Below are 19,728 nucleotides of genomic sequence, written 5' to 3'. Positions count from 1 at the left end.
AACTCGCCGACCGCTACAAAGCCGGCATCCGCCTCGCCTCGCTCATCCTCTGGCTCCGGGAACCTACCCAAGATCATTTGTCAGACAGAACCTAGCAGTCCGACCCGCTGATCGCGGCGGCGAAGATGGTCAGGTTCGTGGTGACGCCCACGACGGAATAGTCGTTGACCGGTGACTGCGGGTTGCCGCTACGGATGCGGTCGCCGGGGAAAGGTCGTCGAGCCAGACGGCGACCCCGCCTGCCGACAACTCGGTCAGCTTCTCGTTCTGTGCCGTGGCGATGCTCCGGACTCAGGGGACGTGAGAGGCCGGACCGGCGGATCAGCGATCGCCGGTGGGGGTGTGCAGGACTCCGGCGCTGTCCGGACCGGTGGGGGCCACCGGCGGTGACTCAACGGCGGCAAGGCTCTCCCGCGCCGCGGCGACGACCGCGTCAGCAGTGAGCCCGAACTGCTCGTACAGCACGGTGTAGGCCGCGCTGGCGCCGTAGTGGTCCAGGCCGACGGTCCGGCCGGCGTCACCGACGAACTCGCGCCAGCCCATGGGCACGCCGGCCTCGACGCTCACCCGGGCGCGCACCGTGGGCGGCAGCACCTGCTCGCGGTAGGCGCGGTCCTGGGCCGCGAACCACTCCCAGCACGGCAGTGACACGACCCTCGTCGGGATGCCGTCCGCTTCCAGCGTCTCGCGGGCGGCGACGGCGATCTGCACCTCGGAGCCGGTGCCCATCAAGATCACCTCAGGGGTGCCGCCGGAGGCCTCGGCCAGCACGTAGCCGCCCCTGGCGACGCCCTCGGCCGACGCGAACTGTGTGCGGTCGAAGACGGGCAGGTTCTGCCGCGACAGCGCCAGCCCGGCCGGGCGGTCGTTGTGCTCGAGGATGGTGCGCCACGCCACCGCGGTCTCGTTGGCGTCTGCCGGGCGGACGAAGTCCAGGCCGGGGATGGCCCTCAGTGCCGCATAGTGCTCGACCGGCTGGTGGGTGGGGCCGTCCTCGCCCAGTCCGATGGAGTCGTGCGTCCACACGTACGTGACAGGGAGCTGCATGAGCGCGGCCAGGCGCACGGCGCCGCGCATGTAGTCGGAGAAGGTGAGGAACGTGCCGCCGTACACACGGGTCCCGCCGTGCAGCGCGATGCCGTTCATGATCGCGCCCATGGCGTGCTCGCGGACGCCGAAGTGCAGCGTCCGCCCGTACGGGCCGCCCGACCACATCTTGGTCTGCCGGTCCACGGGCAGGAACGAGGCCTCCCCCTTGACCGCGGTGTTGTTGCTCTCCGCCAGGTCGGCTGAACCGCCCCACAGCTCCGGCAGGACCGGGTACAGGGCGGTGAGGACCTCGCCTGAGGCCTTCCGGGTGGCCATGCCTTTCGGATCGGCCTTCCAGGTGGGCAGGTCGTCCGCCCAGCCTTGCGGCAGCTGCCGGGTGGACAGCCGCTCAAGCAGCGCAGCCCCCTCAGGGTTGTCGGCCCGCCATGCGTCGAAGCGCTGCTGCCATTTCGCGTGCGTCTGTTCGCCCCGCTCGGCGACCCGACGGGCGTGCTCGAGCACCTCTGGGGCGATCTGGAAGGTCTTGTCGGGGTCGAAGCCGAGGATGTCCTTGGTCGCCCGGACCTCGTCCTCGCCCAGAGCTGACCCGTGGGCCGCGCCGGTGTTCTGCTTGTTCGGCGCGGGCCAGCCGATGATCGTGTGCAGCACGATCAGCGACGGGCGGCCCGTCTCGGCCCGGGCGGCGGCCAGCGCGCGGTCGACCGCGGCCAGGTCCTCACCGTCGTCGACATGCTGCACATGCCAGCCGTAGGCCTCGTACCGCTTGCCGACGTCCTCGGTGAACGCGATGTCGGTGTTGTCCTCGATCGATATCCGGTTCGCGTCGTAGACCAGGACCAGGTTCCCCAGCTCCTGGGTGCTGGCCAGCGATGACGCCTCGCCGCTGACGCCCTCCTCCAGGTCGCCGTCGGAGGCGAACGCCCAGATGGTGTGGTCGAACACGCTCTCGCCCTCAGGAGCGGTGGGGTCCAGCAGGCCCCGCTCACGGCGGGCGGCCATCGCCATGCCGACAGCGTTGCCCACGCCCTGGCCCAGCGGGCCAGTCGTCGTCTCCACACCCGGTGTGTGATTGACCTCGGGGTGGCCCGGGGTCAGGGAGCCCCAGGTGCGCAGTGCCTCCAGGTCGGAGAGTTCCAGGCCGTAGCCGGAGAGGAAGAGCTGGATGTACAGGGTGAGGCTCGAGTGCCCCATCGACAACACGAAGCGGTCCCGGCCGGACCAGTTCGGATCACTCGGGTCGTGGCGCAGCCACTTCTGGAACAGCAGGTAGGCCGTGGGAGCCATGCTCATCGCGGTGCCGGGGTGGCCGTTGCCGGTCTTCTGCACGGCGTCCATCGCCAGCACGCGCACGGTGTCGATCGCGCGGCGGTCGAGATCGTCCATTCCCTCGGGCAGGGTGGGGTGCGGCTGGGACGGAGTGCCGGTGGGCGCGTCGCTCGCGGCCTCGGCGGGCGCCTCGGGTCGGGTGCTCTTCGTCCCGGTGGCGAAGTCTGTCTCGTTGGCGGTCATCAGTTGCGGTGCTCCCTCGGGGGTGGGGGGGGTGGACGCTCGAGCCGCACGGCGGCGACGAAAAGCGGCCGCGGGTCCGGCGGTGGCAGGGGTGTCAGGCGAGTGGCGTGTCGTCCAGGGCTTTCGCGAGGTCACCGGGCGGGTCGTAGAGGGCGACAGCGCCGGCCTTCTGCAGCTCGTGGTCCCCAAAGCCGCCAGAACGGACGACGATCGCCACCATCCTGGCTCTTTTCGCCGCCTCGACGTCCCACACGGAGTCGCCGACCATCACCCTCGACGCCTGGGGCGGCCCGCCCAGCTTCTTCAGCGCCGCCTGCAGCAGGTCCGGCGCCGGCTTGGAGGCCTCGCCGTCGGCGCTGGTGGTCCTGTCGTCGATGATGCCGCGGGCGTCCAGCATGTCCAAAAAAACCTCCACGTGGCGCTGCTGAAGGGCGCTGGACAGCACCAGCCGGTCACCGCGTTCCTTGACGGCCACGAGCAGATCGAGCGCACCGGGCAGCGGCGCCATCTCTACCCGCAGCGCCTCGACCTCCCTGCCCCGCCGCTCCCGCGCCCGGTCACCCACCTGGAGCTCCAGGTCCTCGCCCAGGTCTCGCCCACCGAACGCAGCGCCCGGTACCCGGCAAGCGCGTGCTGATAGTTGGAATCGACGAGCGTCCCGTCGAGTCAAGGACGGCGATGGCGGAGTCAGTCACCCTCACCGGGTATCCACCCTCAGGCCGCTCAAGCGCAGCTGGGCAGCCGGGAAAGCTGTGAGGGGCAAGTCGTGGTGCGGCCGGCGATGTCTCCGCCCGGACCATTGGCCAGCGCGATCAGCCCGGATCATCGGCCAGCGCGATCACCGCGGTAACGCGTTTGCCGACCGGTTCCCGGAGCACCCCGTACGCTCGGCTGACGGCGAGGGTGATTTCCAGGCCGTGCCGGCCCACCCGCGGCGGGTCGCTGGCAGCGACGTCCGGCAGACCGGATCGCTGTCCCACACCGCACCCTCACTGCGGTACGGCTGTCCCATACCGACACCCGCACCGCACCCTCACTGCAGTACCTCCTTTTGCGCGCCTTCAGTGGCGATTGGGCCCCGCTGTGATGCGCGTGGGAAAGCAGCTGCCGACGCGATTGAGCGCGGTGCGGTGTGTGGTGAGGCGGCTGCGCCCGGGCGCGTGTTGCCGTCAGCGGGTGCTGAGCATGCCTTCGCGCAGCCGGGCGAGGGTGCGGGAGAGGAGTCGGGAGACGTGCATCTGGGAGACGCCGAGGCGTTCGCCGATCTGTGCCTGGGTGAGTTCTTCCACGAAGCGCATGTGGATGATCTGCCGGTCGCGTTCGTTGAGTGCGGCGATCATCGGAGCCAGGGTGTGGAAGTCCTCCACCAGCTCGAGCGCCCGGTCGTCCGTGCCGATGAAGTCGGCCAGGGCGCTCTCGCCGTCCTCATCGCCGCTGATCGCCGCGTCCAGGGAGGAGGAGTTGTAGCCGTTGGAGGCCAGGCGGGCCTCGCGCACCTCTTCCTCGGGCAGGCTCATCAGCTCCGACAGTTCCTTCACCGTCGGCGTGCGCCCCAGGCGGCTGCGGAGCTCTTCGGTGGCGCGGGCGAGTTGGACGCGGGCCTCCTGCAGCCGGCGCGGCACGTGCACGGCCCAGGTGGTGTCACGGAAGAACCGCTTGATCTCACCGACGATGTAGGGAATGGCGAAGGAGGTGAACTCCACCTCCCGAGTGAGCTCGAACCGGTCGATGGCCTTGATCAGTCCGATCATGCCGACCTGGACGATGTCCTCCATCTCCTCCGGCCCGCGGCTGCGGAAGCGGCCGGCCGCGAAGCGGACCAGGGACATGTTCATCTCAATCAGCGTGTTGCGCGCGTAGCTGTACTCGGGCGTGCCCTCCTCCAGCACCGCCAGCTGGTCGAAGAACAGACGTGTCAGCTGCCGGGCGTCCTTCGGCGCCACCTGGGAGGGATCGGCGACCTCTGGCAGACCGGTTACATTCGCGTCCGTCTTCGCCGCAGTCACTGTCGTCATGATGCTTCTCTCCCCTATCACTGCACGCTGCCTGCCTACCACCGGCTGACGGCAGCGCGCCTACCCCGGCATCTGCAGGTCATGCACACGACGGAGATCGGGAATGACTCGCAGCGGGCGCCGGGGCTTATCCGCACTGAGTGGCCGTGGCCGTCGCCGCACCCCCTCGGCCCGCTCGCCGGGTGCGGCCTGCCGCAGAGCGCCATCAAGCGGGCGAACCGCCAAGGGACCGGGAGTACGTACGATTCGTCGAGACGCCGGACTCCAGCCTCAGCCTGCCACTGGGTTCGCACCGCCAACGCCAGTTCGTCGGTCATAGCCGTCAGGCCGAGGCTGTCGGCGTGTTCGCGCCGGTCGGCCCGGTAGCCGAGCCACGAAATGCACAGCGACGCCACACCGGCAACGAGGCCCACGGCAGTGCCAGGGACCCCCAACAGGTGTTCTGCGCCCGCTCCACCGCCCCGGTGAACCAACTTCGCGAAGATCAGTACAACGGCACCGACAGCTCCCGCAACCAGGGCCCATGCTCTGTAGTGTCCGCGTCCGCGGCTGTTGCCGCCGCCACGTGCGTCCCCCTTCGTATGGGCACGAGGATGCTCTATCACGCAGCGGGGCGACAGGGCGAAACGGACGGGTGGACCGTCAGCACACCAACTCTCGGCTCCCCCTTCCCTCGCCAACGCTCCGGTGAAAGCGCACGCCGTGGTGGCGGTCCCCGCTTCGACGGCTGCCTACGCGCGCGGGTTGTACGGGTCCCTGCGCGAGCTCGACCAGCGGGGTGCCACCTCATCATCGCGAACCTACCGACGCAGGAGGGGCTGGGACTGCCGATCGCCTACCGGCTCCGCCGCGGAAGGCATCGTTCAGGTTGGTGTGATCGGCCTGATCAAGGCTATCGACCGATCTCCTCCGGGTCGCGGCTGCGGAAACGAGAGGCGGCGTAGCAGACCAGGGAGATGTTCATCTCGATCAGCGTGTTACGCGCGTACTGGTACTCCGGCGTCCCCTTCCAGCCGGTCCAACTGCTGGAGAACAGGTGGGTGAGTTCACGGGCGTCATTCGGAGCGACGTTAGAGGGGTCAGCCACCTTCAGCAGTTCCGGGCACCGCACATCTGCCGTCTTCACTGCCGTATCCGTCGTAACGATGTGTCCCTCCCCTGTCGGCCAAGCCAGCCCGCGCCCGGACCTCTTCACCACCGCCGCGCTTACCCCTCCTCCCCGCCTACATTCTTACTTTTTTGGCGGGTGAGCAGGTCGGCAAGCGCATGGCGGCACGACCCACGCCACCCAGACCGGGATCACCCTCGCCCCCACCCACACCCTGCGCGTGCTGCGCGTGTGTGGTGGGCACCCGGGTACACGACGGAACGGAAAGCCGAAAAGCGCCGAAGAGCGGTGAACACGACGAAAGAGCACCCTATGGTCATCCCACCGAGGAAGCCGAGGAAGCCGAGGAAACAGACGGCCGATAATCAGGGCACGAACGAGGACGCCCCATTGCGCTACAGCGCGATCTGGGGGGATGGCGCGGCCCGGGCCGCAGACGCCCGCCAGGCCCTGCGCGCCTTCCTGGGCCACGCGCCGCGAACCGGCCGCACAGCAGTGCCGACCGCCCTGGCTACCGATGCCGAGCTCACCGCCAGTGAGCTGGTTACCAACGCCATCCTGCATGCTCCAGGTCCCTGCGGAATGACCCTGCAGTTGTCCAGCGACGAGCTGACGATCACCGTATGGGACAACTCCACCGAGAAGCCGGCAGCAGAGAAGGCTGACCCGCGCCGCATCGGCGGCCATGGACTGCAGCTGGTGCACACGGTCAGCGACAGAGTCGTCATCGCACTCCGCGAAACGGGAAAACGGATCACCGCCCATCTCTCCTTGACACGGAACCAGAGCACCGCTCGTCGTTCGATCAAACCGTCCTGCTGAACTCGACGGGACGGGGTAGCAGGATTCCAGCAAGGTTCCCCCGCACGAAAGTGATACCTAGTCCTATGGCTCAGACACGAGACGTCGTTGAACTCATTCTCCAGGACCACCGGAAGATGGAGGATCTCTTTCGTCTGATGCGCAGCGTCGAAGCCGACCGGGCTGCCGCTCTTCGGGAATTCTCCGATCTGCTGATCGCGCACGCACTAGCGGAAGAGGCGAAGGTCTATCCCGCCCTTAAGCGCTACAAGAAGATCGACGACGACGAGGTGGAACACGGCGAGGAGGAACACGAGGAGGGCAACAAGGCACTCCTGGAACTCCTGGAAGTCGACGAGGTCGGCTCCGAGGAGTGGGACGAGAAGCTGGAAGAACTCGTGCAGGCCGTCACCCACCACGCCGACGAGGAGGAGCGCACCATCCTCAACGGGGCGCGCGAGAGCGTAGCCATGGAACGCCGCGAGGAGCTGGGCGAGGCATTCACGGAAGAGCGCGAGCGTCAGCTGAAGGCAGGCTGCGGTGACGTCGACAACGTGCGCCGCATCGTCAGTTCCTGACCCCGTTGTTGCTACGCCCTCGGACTGTCCGCGCTGGGAGGAGGGGGCCGCGACCTTTCAGTTCCCGCACAGGCCGTTCCCAGATACACGATGGCCGTAGGCGGATGTCGGGGTGGCCGGGTCCCGGTGGTTTGGAGGCGCAAGGTTTGGAGGCGCAGGTACCACTGATTCACCGGGCCCCAGCTATGGGGCGGGCCCGGTTCCCGGGAAGGCCGTAGTTACACCGTTTTTGAAGAGATGGCCTTACCCGCAACATGCCTGGGGGCCCCGGACGCATCCGGGGCCCCCAGGCACGTTGCCGCTTGGCGGGTTACCAGCGATACCAGCGGCCCTTGCGGCCGCCGGTGTCCGCGGAGCGCATGACGAAACCGAGCAGCCAGACGACCAGCACGATGACGGCGATCCACCACAACGCCTTGAGCGCGAAACCCGCGCCGAAGAGAATCAGAGCCAGCAGAAGAACGAGAAGCAGGGGAACCATAGTTATCAACCTCCGTCGCTCCTCGTGCCCGGCAAATACGGGAACACACGGTCGATTTCCCTGGTTTCTCAACTGCTCTCGCGGGCACTCAAGCTGGCTGGTCAGCTGCTCGCCTTGCTGAAAGTCCTCCACCGGCAGTTGGACAACCTGGATCCCGCAGCGCTGCCACTGAAGGTGACCCAGGCCAGTGACGGCAAAACCGCCGCGTTCACCTACTACTCGTTCAGCCAAACGAAGTGGCCGGGCACGAAGCGACGGGACGGTCAGAAGCGCGGCGGCTACTTTGCACCGTGAGTCAGAGACAGGAGACCGGGGCCCAGTACGGCCGCGACCCCGACGCCAACCGCAGGGTCATCTGCCCGGACAGCTGGGCCGCCAAATCCGGCCACCCGGACACCAACCCGGTGACCGACATCTCCGCCAGCGACAAGGCGTCCTGTGACGAGTTCACCTTCCCAGCGAGTTACAACAGCGGCGGGATGCCCTCCGACATGAGCGGCACCAACCCGGTCACCTCGGGCGACAAATGCGCGCAGACCTACGCCACCACGCTCTCGGACGCACCTGACGGCTCTACGACGACGAGCGCACGGCCGCGCCGACATGGTCCGAAGTATGCGGCCGGTCCGCGATGTCCGGATGGGTCGACTCCACCTCGATGAGCCGCTTCCCCACCTTCACCGAGAACCTCCGGCTGATCGATCAGGACGCGTATTTCGTCAGGCCGCCCGGCTTCGACAAGTGCGACGCCACGAAGCCGACCATCAAGTGCGACATCCGACGGCAAGATACTGGAGCACACCGCACATGCGGCCCGGGGCCGGCCGCAGGACCGCCCCCGGGCCGCGCCACACCGGAGAACGGAGACACGCAGTGAGTTCCGGCGGGATCACATGGATAGCCGACGCGGACATCTCCTGGCTCGGCTACTACATCAAGCTGGCCCGGCGCCTGACCGGCGAGCAGCTCGCCGGCCGCCTCGCCGCCACCGGCGGACCCGTACCGGTCCAGGCCACCACCGGGGCGCAGGCCGAAGAGCTCATCGACAGGCTCGACGCCGAGCGCGGCGACACCGACAGCATCGCCGTCCGCTACGGCGACCACGCCGGCCTGGGCTTCGCCGTAGCCTACGGCCCCTGGCCGTCCGTCCTCGGTCCCGCCTACCACGACGGGACATCCCGGGACGGGGTCCACATCTTCGAGCTCTACTACGAGAAGCAGAACCCGAAGCTCCCGCCACCCGCATTCGCCTACTTCCACGACGACAACTACATGTGCGGCTTCGACATGTACATGCACACCTGGTCGCAGGAGATCAACGGCCCCGGCGCCGACCTCATCCGCGCTGACATCATCGCGGCCCGAATCCCGGAGGAAGCGAACAGGGACACGGCGCACCGCGCCTCTCTCGCCGTGCTGGAGCAGCGCTTCGAACTGGCTCTGCCGCGTGATCTGATCCTCGGCGCGTCACTGCCCACTACGCTCGTCAGAGGCCAGCAGCCGCGATAAGCCGTCCCATGCACAGGCGGCCCCCAGCGCTCCAACTGGCCCCGTCACTGAGCATCGCCAGCCTCAGTTCGCGCGGGTCAGATGAAGGTGAAGACGGCTTGTCCGCGTTCACTGCCCTGGGCAACCCGGCATCGTCGGCTACTACAACAGGAAGATCACCCAGGGCCAGCACCACGCCGAGGTTCCTCCTGTGCTTCGCCAGACACGGGTGACGTCCTCTTCGCGATGGTGTGACCGCAGACGCAGCTTCAGGGCGAGGGCAGCACGGAGCGGTCCAGAATCTTCGAACGATGATGTGCTGATGACACCTGTAAGGCCTCACGCCTAAGGTGTGCCGGTGATCTTCAGAAGGAAGCAGAAGGCCGCGGACCTGGCCGCCGTCATGTCAGAGCTGGAACACGCAGTGGCCGCCCGCGACGGTGGCCGCACCGAGCGTGCGTTCAACGCGGCGATGAGTGGTCTGCAGTCGGCGACGGGCCCCGAATGTGTGGCGATGGGACCCCGGTTGGCCGCGCTAGTCCCCGAATTTCCGCCCACCGGTCCGCGCCCGATGCTGGCGACAATGGCCGGCTTCTGCGTGGAACGCGGTGCCGATCCGGCGGCCTGCGCGGAGCCGATCCTCGACGGTACCCACCGGGACCTACTCGATGCCCTGGAGTTCGCCCGCCGCTGGGCCCTCGCCGGCGGTGCCGGGGACGAACTGCCGGAGACCGACGAGAAGATCATTGACGACGCACTGATGGCTCGGCTGGGTGGCGAGGCGCACGAGGCGTTGCGGCTGGCGCTGGCCTGGTGCTCGGTCGAGCAGTGGCAGCCCCCCGCCCTGGCCGTGCTGTGCCGCAGCGCCAAGGTGCGCCGCCGGCACGCACCCGCGCTTCTCTCCGCCTGCCGCGACCTGGCGGCCCTGGAGCGGCACGACCTCAAGTGCCTGGCCTACGCGCTGGCGATCCTGGACGACGAGCCCCTGGTGGTGTTGCATCGGCCCACCGGGACCGGGTTCGAGGTGCGTATCGGTGGCATCGGGGACAACTTCCAGTTGCACACGCTGCTCGCCCATGTGCTTGTCGGCGGCGGCCACGTACCCGGCACCGCACCGTCGGCAGAGAGTGTCCGCCTGGCCACGGACCCCGAGCCCGCCCAGGGGCGCACGGGGGCCCTCGCGTCCGGGGCCTTCGAACTCCTCGCCCCGGACGGGGAGCGGATCTGGAACGAGGGGCTGCCCGACGACATCCCCGTTGTGGAGGGACGACGCCTACTTGTGCTGGACGAGCCGATGTACCCGCGCAGTTGGAACGCAGACCGGTTCTTCCCGATGCTCCCGGGGACAGCCGAGCTGACCCGTGTGCTGTCCGCCGACGAGGTCCAGACCTGGTTCACCTACACCTGCTGGACGTCCTGACTCGGCCGCCCGGCGACACGCTCGGCGTCTGCTGCTGCCGCAGCCAGAAGTCGGGCCTCTGCTGCAGATCTGCTGTCGATTCTCGTGAGCAGAAGTGTCGGTGTGAGGTCTCAAGAGATGCTTGACAGTCTGTGCTCTGGACATGGTTGACACGTTCGGCTGAACGTCCGTCGTCTCCCAACTGCGGGTAGGACATGGGTGCTTCCGTCGGAGTCGTGGATGTACAGCAGTTGACCGAGTGGGCTACCGGGCTGGGTCGCCACGCGGGTCCGGCGCCCTGTTGCGGGCAGCAGGCCCGGCACGAGGCTGCGGCGTACGCCAGGGCGCGGTCGACGTCGCCGAGCTCCCGGTGGATCCCGACGCCCGATGCCCGGAGTACGTCTCTTTTCGGCCAAGCCTCTGCAACGTCCCTGCACGGAAAGGTACTTCCGTACAGGAGCATGCACCTGACATCTTGCATCCACCACTCGTTTCGTACGGCCCGGCCGGTGCCCTCAGCACGGCCGGGCCGTCTCCGGAGGACGCATTGATACCCCACATATCCAGCCGCCCCAGACGCACGCTGGTTACGGCGGCCACGCTCGGCGCCGCCCTCGCGTTCGGCGCCCCGAGCGCCCTCGCGGGCACGCTCCCCGTCGTGCCCTCCACCGTGCCGGCCGCCAAGGCCCACGCTCCGGCCGCCGTGCCGGCCTCCCAGAGTGCGACCTGGGTGGCCGGGACGCGTGCCTACCTCGTGATCACCGCCCCCGGTGACAGTTCGGCGGTCCGCTCGGCGATCACGGCCAACGGCGGCACCGTCTTCTCGAACTTCGACGCCATCGGCGTGATCGTCGCCCACTCGGCATCCAGCGGATTCGCCGCCACCATGCGCGGCGTCGCCGGCGTGCAGCAGGTCGGCGCCACGCGTACCTCGGACGTCCCGGCCGACGCCTACAACCCGGCACTCCCGGCCAATCCGGCTCAGGCCTCGACTCCGGCCGGAGAACCGGTCCGGGCCGACATGAGCCAGATCAAGGCCGACCAGGCCTGGGCCGTGAACCCGGGCTCCGCCTCCGTCAAGGTCGGCATCCTGGACACCGGTGTGGACGACCAGCACCAGGACCTGGCGCCCAACTTCGACGCGGCCGACTCGGTCTCCTGCGCCTACGGCAAGCCCGACGCCCGTGCCGGCGCGTGGCGGGACGTCGACACGCACGGCACCCACGTGGCGGGCACCATCGCCGCGGCCAAGAACGGCAAGGGCGTCGTCGGCGTGGCACCCGGGGTAAAGATCGCCGCAGTCCGGGTCGCCGAGCCGGGCAACGCTTTCTTCTTCGCAGAGAACACCATCTGCGGCTTCGTCTGGGCCGGTGACCACGGCTTCAAGGTCACGAACAACAGCTATTACACGGACCCGTGGCAGTTCAACTGCCCGGACAACATCGACCAGGCCGCCATCATCGAGGGCGTCAAGCGCGCCCAGGAGTACGCCGAGGGCAAGGGCTCCCTCCAGATCGCCGCAGCGGGCAACGAGAACTACGACCTCGCCCACAAGACGACCGACTCCGCGAGCCCCAACGACTCGACGCCGGTCACCCGCACCATCACCAACGCCTGCCTCGACATCCCGACCGAGCTGCCGGGCGTGGTCACGGTCGCGGCCAACGGCACTGGCGTCACCAAGGCCTCGTTCTCCAACTACGGTCAGGGCGTCATCGACGTCGCGGCGCCGGGCAGCAACGTGTACTCCACCGTCCCCGGCGGCGGCTACGGCAGCAAGAGCGGCACCTCCATGGCCACCCCGCACGTGGTCGGCGTGGCGGCACTCATCGCCAGCGCCAACCCGGGCATCACCCCGGCGCAGATCCGCGCCGAGCTGGCCGCCCAGGCCAACGACATCGCCTGCCCCTCGGACAGCCGCTGCACGGGCACGACGGCCAACAACGCGTTCTTCGGTGAAGGACAGGTCGACGCCCTCAAGGCCGTCGGGACCACCCCGCCGACCGGCAAGTACTTCGAGAACCTCGCGGACTTCGCCATCAACGACAACGCGACCGTGGAGAGCCCGATCGCCGTAACCGGTGTGACCGGCAACGCCCCAGCCACCCTCAAGGTGGGTGTGGACATCAAGCACACCTACATCGGTGACCTGAAGGTCGACCTGGTGGCCCCGGACGGCACCGTCTACACGCTGCACAACCACGCCGGCGGCAGCGCCGACAACATCGCCCAGACCTACACCGTGAACGCCTCCCCGGAGGTCGCGAACGGCACCTGGAAGCTGCGCGTCAACGACAACGCCGCCTCCGACACAGGCAAGATCGACGCCTGGAACCTGACCTTCTAGGCGCAGGGCTCGGCAACGCCCGCGCACAGCACGCACAGCGCCCCACCCGCGCCCGCCCCCAAGGCGGGCTGCGGTCTGTTCGGCCGGGGCTGCGAACTGCTGGGCGGCGGAGGGCATATGGGCCCCGGCGGCGGTGTACGCCGCGGTTGGGGCCACCATCCCGGAGGCATCCAGGAAGGCCGCGGACGGCCCGGGGGGCCGGTTCCCAGCTCACCGTGCGCCTCCCTGACGATCTGCAGGACTGTGTCCGCGCTGACCGTACGGGCAGCGCGGACACAGCCCCGAGGAGTGCCGGACAGCTCGAGCGGCGGGGCCCCATCGCCCCCGCACTTGTGACCGCCCTGCGCCACGGTGAACAGATCACCAGCGGGTACCAGCGACACCTCATCGGCTACGCCGCAGCGAATCTCGACGCGGCCATGGGTCGGCCAGGAGTCGGAAAGCAGATGCTCGCCACGAAAGCTGACCCGGTCGGGGAAAACAGGCACGGGTGTCGCTGAGTTGGTCGAAAGCGCGGGAGAGCGCGAACTGCCGGTCAGCGCTGCAGAGCATGGCGAGCCGGTCCACCAGCAGGTCCAGCCTCCTCGGCTTACTCCGGCGGCAGGCGACCCACACGGGACAGCGTGGCCAGGCCGTGCAAGGACGCACCACCCCGGCGCCCACGCCACCCCACACGCCCCTCCCCACCATCACACGGCTACGACCTGCACGAACGACCGACGATGTGACTTACCGCCCGCGCGGGTGAGATGACAGCCCATCAGTGAGCGCGGACCGGCCCTGGCCCGCTACGAAGATCACGATCTGTCTGCGATCGCCGGAGGGGAAGCCTTGTTGCCTTCCGCCGCCGTATGGGCCGGGGCCGGCCGCGCTGTCCGCGCTCGCCGCCCTGCTGCTCTCCCCCACCACCGCTCACGCCGCCGGCCCCGGTGACACGATCGCTCTGCCCGTGCGCGACGCCATGGCGGCCCTGGTCGTCCAGGATGAGGACCGCACCGGATACGAGCGCACCAAGTTCAGGCACTAAATCAACGCCGACCACGAAGGCTGCGCCACCCGCGCCGAGGTCTCCTGGCCGAAAGCCGTAACCGCCCCCGGGCGGAGCGTCGGCTGCCAGCTCACCGGCGCCTCCTGGTACTCGCCGTATGACGACTCGTACTTCACAACCGCGCGCTCGCTCGACATTGACCACCTGGTCCCGCAAGCCTGGGACTCCGGCGCTTTCGCCTGGACGGCCAAGGAGCGCGAGGCCTACGCCAATGACCTCGCAGACGACCGCGCGCTGATCGCGGTCACCGCGCGGACGAACCGCCAGAAGGCCGACCAGGACCCGAGCGCCTGGTTGCCGCCTGCCCGGCCCGCCGTTACCACGCTGATTGGACCGCGATACGGCCGGCGATTTGGGCGAGGCTTGGCCGTCTGAGTGAAGACGAACTACGTCGAGGCCCTGACCAGTGGCGGGTCGTCTTGAGTGCGACGCGGTGAAGGCGAGGGGCCCTGCTCCGCCTTCTGCGGCCAGGTGAACCTTGGTGCTCAACCCGCCGCGGGAGCATCCGAGCGCGTGATCCGCACCGGCACCCCCAGCAACGGGAGCCCGTCGGTCCTTGGCATCAATGCCCGGAGCGACGACGGGCAGCGGCGCGGCATCGTGCCGGCGCCGCGCCGCGTCTTCAGGTCTGGGCTACGGATACAGCTGGATCACATCGGCTCGGTTGTCGGCTTCCCCCAGCTGGCCCGCGCCGTACGGAGCCTTCCCACCGAAGATCCACGCCAGTTGGCTGCTGCCGCCCTCGTTGATCCAGTCCTTGCCGACCACCCAAGCACCTCCGGTCTGGTTGTTGTAGAAGGAGCTGACCTTGTCCCGCCAGTTGGAGCCGTCGGACACGGTGTAATTGCCGAGGTCGTAGGTGCCGTAGTAGTAGAAGTCCAGGCGGTAGCCGGTGTAGTTGCTGTACTGCCACACACAGGCGTAACCGGGCCGGCAGTCGCCTATAGCGGCGGCCGCGCGGGTGGACGGCAGGACGGTCATTTCCACACCCCGTTCCAGCCGCACCCGGTCCTTCCCTACTCGCTCGGCGCCCTCGTTGTGCCGAAGCAGGCCGGCGATCTCGCGCTCCATCCTGGCGTCCGCCGCCTGCGCGGACGAGCCGGTCTGTGCCGGTGCGGCGATCGACGGCGTGGCCAGAGCCGTCGTGAACACGGACGCGGCTACCAGTCCGAGTGCGAGCGAGGCGCAGCGCATACTCAGCGACTTCCGCGAGTGCAGTGGATTCATGTGTTCTCTCCCTTGGGCGGCGGCCGGGACCGTCGTTCCCGATGACAACACTCATGGTTCGTGGCATCCCTCGACCGGCACCAGGCGTTTCGGGCAGGGCCGAACGTCACTGGTCACTTAGAGGTCGTTTTCATCTGTGGTGCGCCGATAGATCCGTGTTTGCGTGGGGCAGTGATCTGGTGCTGTTGGGTGTGCCGAGCTGGCCGCTTTTGACGGTGCAGATGGTGTGACGGGCGGGGGTGGTGTTGGCTTGCGCCTGTCTCATCCCTGGACGCCCGGGTCTGTTCCGTGCTTCCGCGGGGCAGGGTGCACGCCTGGGCGCACGCCCCCGATCGGCGGTATGTCCAGGTCATGACGGAACGTCGTGCGTATCCGAGTGATCTGTCCGATGCCCGCTGGGAGTTGATCGAGCCGGTGCTGTCCGCCTGGCGCTTCGAGCGTCGGGGTCGGGCCCTGGACTTCGGTCGGCCGCCTCGGCACGACCTGCGCGAGATCATGAACGCGATCCTGTACGTGGACCGCACCGGCTGCCAGTGGGCCTACCTCCCGCACGACTTCCCGCCCCACCAGACGGTCTACGGCTACTTCGCCAAATGGCAGACCGACGGCATCTTCGCCCAGCTCAACGGCCTGTTACGGGAGTTGGTGCGCCAGCAGCAGGGCAAGCACCGCCACCCCTCGGCCTGCGTGATCGACGCGCAGAGCGTCAAGACCTCCACCTCTGTCCCCGCCAGAACGCAGGGCATCGATGCGGGCAAGAAAATCGTAGGCCGCAAGCGCAGCATCATCACCGACACCCTCGGCCTGCTGCTCGCGGTGCTGGTCACCGCCGCCGGCGTCCAGGACTCCACCGCTGGTCGCGCCCTGCTCGAGCAAGCCGCCACCGACCATCCCACCCTGCGCAAGGTCTGGGTCGACGGCGGTTACCGCAAGCACTTCGTCGAGCACGCCGCCACCCTCGGCATCGACCTCGAAATCCTCCAACGCGCCCCCGGGACCAGGGGATTCACCCCAATCCCGAAACGCTGGGCCGTGGAACGGACCTACGGCTGGCTCATGCTGCACCGCCGCCTGGTCCGCGACTACGAAACCCATCCTCACCGCTCCGAAGCCATGATCCACCTGGCCATGACCGACCTCATGGCCCGCCGCCTCACCGGCGAAGCCGCCATCTCCTGGCGCGACCGACATCACAGGATCAACTACGCATCACAGGATGAAACAATGGGAGAAAACGACCTCTTAGCTTGTCGTGCAACGTCGGCTCGGAGCGGATGTCCTGGCCTGGCCCGGTGACATGCTTCGCGACATGGGGTCGCACACGAGTCACACGAAGAGCTTGCCGCGTCTGGGGGATGTCTGTCCCGATCTCGTGAAGGACGTCGTTACTCTGCTGCGGGAGGCGTCTCCGGGAGATCCGATCGCAGACTCGATCGCGGACTTGCCCTTCCACGGTGTATGCCGTGGCTATCTGCTGACCGCGCCCGAGGGAGCGTCTACTCCGTCAGTCATGAAGCTGGAGCGGGGAGATGAGGCGGTCTTCCTGGTGGGCATTGATCCTTCCCACTCAGTCTTCACCTGGGTGGATGTCCTCGACGGACGCGACTTGCCACTCACCTTGCTGGGCTAGTCGTGCCGCGTCTGGGTTTGGTTCCCTTCTGGTGGTGAGCTGGGCGGGTGTAGGCCTGACCGGTCGCGACGACGCGGCCCACGTCGTGGTGGATGGCGAGGCGGTGGTTTTTCAAGCCCGGCGGTCGCCCTGGCCGGGCCGGGACGGTTTCGGTGCGCCGGCCGGGGAGCCGATCTTCGCGCGGAGGTTCCTGAACCCTCTGTGACCCGGGCGGGCGTGAGTCTGTTCGGCGGAGCCGGCTTCTCCCAGGGGCGCCGGAGATCAGCGGCGAGCGGGCGAGCGAGCCGAAGCTGGGCATAGGCAGCAATCACCAGCCACGTCCACCGGTCGGCCGCCTCAGGGTTTCGCAGCCGAGGCTTGGTCCAGCCGAGCGTCTGCTTGAACAGGCGAAACGTGTGCTCCAGGTCGAATCTGCGCAGGAACGACTGCCAGCAGCGGTCCACATCGTCCGCAGGCGGAAGTCCCCGACCACCACAGCCAGAGGGGCTCGTTCACTCCGCCGATCGGCAGCTTCTCCACGACCAGGCGGATGACGGTGCCCTCGATGATGGGCAGCGGTCCGTCGTAGTCAGTCTAGGCCGCCCGGGTCAGCCTCGGGTGCAGCCGGTCCCAAGCCTGCGCGGTCGCCTTCCTGTAGAGGCGGGTGTCGGTGACCGAGACGGCCTGCTCGCCACCCCAGGTGGTGGAGTCACCGAAGACGAACTCGCCGCCGTGCTTGGGCGGTCGGCCGCCCCTGGGGTCGTAGACCCGCGGCGGTGTCGGTCGACGCATCACCCGGTCGGAGGGGAGCTGGCCAAGGATCTCGGTGGCCATGGTGTCGAGGACAGCGCGCAATCCTTCGCCGAGAGGGGTGAGCCGGTACTCGACCCGTGGGGGGATCTCCGGGTAGACGGTGCGTAGGACGATGCCGTGGCGCTCGAACCGGCGGAGTCGGCTGGTGAGCGTGTGCGGGCTGATGCCGGGCAGCGCGTCACGCAACTCTGTGAAGCGGTGGGGTCCGCGCAGGAGTTCGCGCACGATAAGAGTGGCCCACGGCCCGTCGAGCAGGGTGATAAACCGGTCGACGCCGAACTCCGAAAGACCGTCAGCAGTTTACGGCCCCTACGGCGAAGCACGCACCACCAACGGCACCAACCAGCCCTACCGTTACACCGGCACCTACCTCGACCCGTCCGGTCTGTACAAGATGAGCGCTCGCTACTACGACCCCAGCTCGGCCGCTTCACCCAGCCCGACCCCTCAGGCAAGGAGAGCAACCCCTCCGCCTACGCCGCCGGAGACCCCGTCAACCGCATCGACCCCAACGGACTGCCCTCGCTGGGCGAAGGACTCGGCCCAGCAGGGACCGTAGTCGGACTTGTCGCCCTGGCCTAGGTATCGGCGCCCGTGGCAATCGGAGCGTCAGCAGTGGGCACCGGCTTGAGCGTTGCGGGTTTTATCGCATCGGGTAAGCCTGATTTTTAGGGGGCAAAACAGGCCTGGGGGTTGACCTCGGATACACCGCATGGGGTTACTTCGGCGGTGCAGGAATAACAGGCAGACGGCTCTGAAAGGTGAAATCAAGTGGACCTAGCGGTCGCGGGTATCGGATTCGAAGACAACACAGCAGCCACCGTGATTCTCGGATTGATAGTACTGGTGGCGGCATTCGCCCTGCCCTATTGGCGCCTCAAGCGTGAAAAGAAGTAACGAGACGCTCTGACTGGACCCCTTTCATCCTGTCCCGGCTGGGCGAAATGGGCTGGTCAAGTGTGGTGACGTGACGAAGTCTCTCGCCGTTGGTGTGTTGATCTCATGCAACACACCAACGACCGGGAGCCTTCGTCGGTTCCGTATCCTTCCATGCACGGCGCCTGCTCGAACAGCTCGACGTCGGCTATGTCGTGGCAGTGCCGAAGTCCGAGCAGATCAAGTCCCTGACCGGTATCTGGCGCATTGACCTGCTCATCGAGGAAGCACCCAACGACGCCTGGCAGACCCTCCCCGCGGCGACGGAGCCAAGGGCCCGCGCGTCTACGACTGGGCCGCGGCCAAACTGCCCGCCAACATCATCTTCGATCCCGACCCACCCACCCATCACCGCTGGGTGATGGCCCGACGCAGCCTGTCCGACCCCAGCGAACTCGCCTACGCACCCGTCGGTGTCGAGGTCGGTGAACTGGACCGCGTTGCCGGCTCACGCTGGGCCATCGAGGAGTGCTTCCAGGCCGCGAAGAATCAGTGCGGCCTGGACGAATACGAGGTCCGACGCTACGTGGGTTGGTATCGCCACATCACCCTAATCCGTTATTAGGACGGTCTCGCAGCCATCAAAAAGTCTGCGGATCGTTCGAATAGGGCACCAGGCCAATCGCAGGCCGGGGCATCGTGCGTTCCCTCACGGAAGCGGACGGCCCTGTTCGAGGTCAGGATGATCGAGCAGTTTTCGTGACGCTTGGAGATCACCTGAAAGACGAGGTTCGCTTCCGCTCGTGCCAAGGGCTGGTAACCGACCTCGTCCACCACCAAGACACTCGGGCGAAGGTAGTTTCGGAGTTTGCTGGTCAGGCGGCCTGCGGCTTCGGCGTCCGTGAGGTTGCGGACCATGTCGCGCGGGAGCGGCCGCTGCGTGTGCCGTCGGACGCCGGGCGCCCCGGCGGACCGGCAAAGCTGCGGTGCCACTGGGTGGCTCCCGCCCACAGCGCCAGGTCGAGCTGGCTGATACGACGGCGAGCGCGGCGTTCGCTCAAGGCGCTGGGGAAATCCACGGCCCGGTTCTACCTGCGGCGGCGAGGCGCCGGACCATTCCTCCGCAGGGAATCGTCCTCGTGTCCCACCCGTCGCGGGCATCGACGGCATGGACATCGGCGTACTGCTTCCGACCGTAACCGCGCCGTGAGGCCCGGCCGACGACCCGCGCGCGCTGATCGCATTCGGCCGCCGGGCCGAGGCCGCGGGGTTCTCCCCGCTCTTGGGACTGCTGCATGATCGGGTGACAGCGGGGTTTATGCAGCCAGAGCTGCGGGTGGGGTCATGATGGTCTCGTACTCGACGGGGGTCAATCGGCC

The 19,728-nt window shown here is 67.9% G+C and carries 15 protein-coding genes and 9 pseudogenes; 13 read left to right on the top strand and 11 right to left on the bottom strand.

Going from position 1 to position 19,728, the window contains the following annotated elements; translation table 11 throughout:
* Positions 1–321 precede the first annotated feature (321 nt).
* The 4 genes from tkt to ABZT02_RS45530 form a co-directional block, all read right to left on the bottom strand.
* Positions 322–2,559 carry a transketolase gene (tkt, locus tag ABZT02_RS45545; RefSeq protein WP_356029246.1) on the bottom strand — a complete coding sequence of 746 codons (2,238 nt, stop codon included), beginning with the start codon at positions 2,557–2,559 and terminating at the stop codon, positions 322–324.
* 94 nt (positions 2,560–2,653) lie between these two features.
* A complete protein-coding gene (locus tag ABZT02_RS45540) occupies positions 2,654–3,124 on the bottom strand; it encodes an HAD-IA family hydrolase (RefSeq protein WP_356029244.1) in 471 nt (156 codons plus the stop codon).
* Between the two features lie 247 nt (positions 3,125–3,371).
* Positions 3,372–3,539 carry a hypothetical protein gene (locus ABZT02_RS45535; protein WP_356029241.1) on the bottom strand — a complete coding sequence of 56 codons (168 nt, stop codon included), beginning with the start codon at positions 3,537–3,539 and terminating at the stop codon, positions 3,372–3,374.
* A 189-nt stretch (positions 3,540–3,728) separates the two neighbouring features.
* The gene (locus tag ABZT02_RS45530) at positions 3,729–4,574 is read right to left on the bottom strand and encodes an RNA polymerase sigma factor SigF (protein WP_356029239.1); all 846 of its coding nucleotides are present in this window, start codon (positions 4,572–4,574) and stop codon (positions 3,729–3,731) included.
* Between the two features lie 663 nt (positions 4,575–5,237).
* On the opposite strand from ABZT02_RS45530, the pseudogene ABZT02_RS45525 reads away from it, so the two are divergent.
* A pseudogene (locus ABZT02_RS45525) lies at positions 5,238–5,518 on the top strand (Sua5 family C-terminal domain-containing protein); the annotation flags it as partial.
* Here ABZT02_RS45525 and ABZT02_RS45520 read toward each other — a convergent pair.
* Positions 5,479–5,700: pseudogene (locus ABZT02_RS45520) on the bottom strand (RNA polymerase sigma factor SigF); the annotation flags it as partial. The pseudogenes ABZT02_RS45525 and ABZT02_RS45520 overlap by 40 nt on opposite strands.
* A 270-nt stretch (positions 5,701–5,970) precedes the next feature.
* Between ABZT02_RS45520 and ABZT02_RS45515 the strand changes: the two are divergent.
* Complete coding sequence (locus ABZT02_RS45515) at positions 5,971–6,504, top strand: ATP-binding protein (RefSeq protein ID WP_356029236.1); 534 nt, start codon at positions 5,971–5,973, stop codon at positions 6,502–6,504.
* 65 nt (positions 6,505–6,569) lie between these two features.
* Positions 6,570–7,061 (top strand): hemerythrin domain-containing protein, encoded by a 492-nt coding sequence (locus ABZT02_RS45510; RefSeq protein ID WP_356029234.1) that lies wholly within the window; start codon positions 6,570–6,572, stop codon positions 7,059–7,061.
* 310 nt (positions 7,062–7,371) lie between these two features.
* On the opposite strand, the gene ABZT02_RS45505 is transcribed toward ABZT02_RS45510, so the two are convergent.
* A complete protein-coding gene (locus tag ABZT02_RS45505) occupies positions 7,372–7,542 on the bottom strand; it encodes a DUF5670 family protein (RefSeq protein WP_030933194.1) in 171 nt (56 codons plus the stop codon).
* Between the two features lie 24 nt (positions 7,543–7,566).
* On the opposite strand from ABZT02_RS45505, the gene ABZT02_RS45500 reads away from it, so the two are divergent.
* The 7 genes from ABZT02_RS45500 to ABZT02_RS45470 all read left to right on the top strand — a co-directional run bounded on the left by ABZT02_RS45500 (position 7,567) and on the right by ABZT02_RS45470 (position 14,199).
* Complete coding sequence (locus ABZT02_RS45500; RefSeq protein WP_356029231.1) at positions 7,567–7,836, top strand: hypothetical protein; 270 nt, start codon at positions 7,567–7,569, stop codon at positions 7,834–7,836.
* Entirely contained in the window at positions 7,833–8,204 is a 372-nt protein-coding gene (locus ABZT02_RS45495; RefSeq protein WP_356029229.1) for a hypothetical protein, read from the top strand. The genes ABZT02_RS45500 and ABZT02_RS45495 overlap by 4 nt, the downstream gene beginning before the upstream one ends.
* A 211-nt stretch (positions 8,205–8,415) precedes the next feature.
* A complete protein-coding gene (locus ABZT02_RS45490) occupies positions 8,416–9,051 on the top strand; it encodes a hypothetical protein (protein WP_356029227.1) in 636 nt (211 codons plus the stop codon).
* A gap of 337 nt (positions 9,052–9,388) precedes the next feature.
* Positions 9,389–10,450 (top strand): hypothetical protein, encoded by a 1,062-nt coding sequence (locus ABZT02_RS45485; RefSeq protein ID WP_356029224.1) that lies wholly within the window; start codon positions 9,389–9,391, stop codon positions 10,448–10,450.
* A gap of 526 nt (positions 10,451–10,976) precedes the next feature.
* Complete coding sequence (locus ABZT02_RS45480) at positions 10,977–12,776, top strand: S8 family serine peptidase (protein ID WP_356029222.1); 1,800 nt, start codon at positions 10,977–10,979, stop codon at positions 12,774–12,776.
* Between the two features lie 763 nt (positions 12,777–13,539).
* Positions 13,540–13,803, top strand: coding sequence for a hypothetical protein (locus ABZT02_RS45475; RefSeq protein WP_356029220.1), 264 nt, complete (start codon positions 13,540–13,542; stop codon positions 13,801–13,803).
* Positions 13,804–14,199 (top strand): HNH endonuclease family protein, encoded by a 396-nt coding sequence (locus tag ABZT02_RS45470; protein ID WP_356029248.1) that lies wholly within the window; start codon positions 13,804–13,806, stop codon positions 14,197–14,199.
* 63 nt (positions 14,200–14,262) lie between these two features.
* Here the strand turns inward: ABZT02_RS45470 and ABZT02_RS45465 are convergent.
* Both ABZT02_RS45465 and ABZT02_RS45460 read right to left on the bottom strand, forming a co-directional pair.
* Positions 14,263–14,346 (bottom strand): annotated as a pseudogene (locus ABZT02_RS45465) (IS5/IS1182 family transposase); the annotation flags it as partial.
* Between the two features lie 111 nt (positions 14,347–14,457).
* A complete protein-coding gene (locus ABZT02_RS45460; protein WP_356029217.1) occupies positions 14,458–15,051 on the bottom strand; it encodes a peptidase inhibitor family I36 protein in 594 nt (197 codons plus the stop codon).
* 351 nt (positions 15,052–15,402) lie between these two features.
* Here ABZT02_RS45460 and ABZT02_RS45455 point away from each other — a divergent pair.
* Positions 15,403–16,242, top strand: a pseudogene (locus ABZT02_RS45455) (IS5 family transposase); the annotation flags it as partial.
* Positions 16,243–16,664: 422 nt separating this feature from the next.
* Here the strand turns inward: ABZT02_RS45455 and ABZT02_RS45450 are convergent.
* Together ABZT02_RS45450 and ABZT02_RS45445 are read right to left on the bottom strand one after the other, a co-directional pair.
* Positions 16,665–17,485, bottom strand: a pseudogene (locus ABZT02_RS45450) (transposase); the annotation flags it as partial.
* 60 nt (positions 17,486–17,545) lie between these two features.
* Positions 17,546–17,698: pseudogene (locus tag ABZT02_RS45445) on the bottom strand (helix-turn-helix domain-containing protein); the annotation flags it as partial.
* Between the two features lie 76 nt (positions 17,699–17,774).
* Here ABZT02_RS45445 and ABZT02_RS45440 point away from each other — a divergent pair.
* Positions 17,775–18,055: pseudogene (locus ABZT02_RS45440) on the top strand (RHS repeat-associated core domain-containing protein); the annotation flags it as partial.
* A 706-nt stretch (positions 18,056–18,761) separates the two neighbouring features.
* Positions 18,762–18,962: pseudogene (locus ABZT02_RS45435) on the top strand (IS701 family transposase); the annotation flags it as partial.
* 113 nt (positions 18,963–19,075) lie between these two features.
* Here the strand turns inward: ABZT02_RS45435 and ABZT02_RS45430 are convergent.
* Positions 19,076–19,270: pseudogene (locus tag ABZT02_RS45430) on the bottom strand (ATP-binding protein); the annotation flags it as partial.
* Between the last annotated feature and the right edge of the window lie 458 nt (positions 19,271–19,728).

It is taken from the genome of Streptomyces sp. NPDC005402 (assembly GCF_040606575.1).
In the GTDB taxonomy this organism is placed as follows: Bacteria; Actinomycetota; Actinomycetes; order Streptomycetales; family Streptomycetaceae; genus Streptomyces.
The sequence above is the reverse complement of the archived record's forward strand: the minus strand, read 5'-3'. Positions and strand labels throughout refer to the sequence as shown.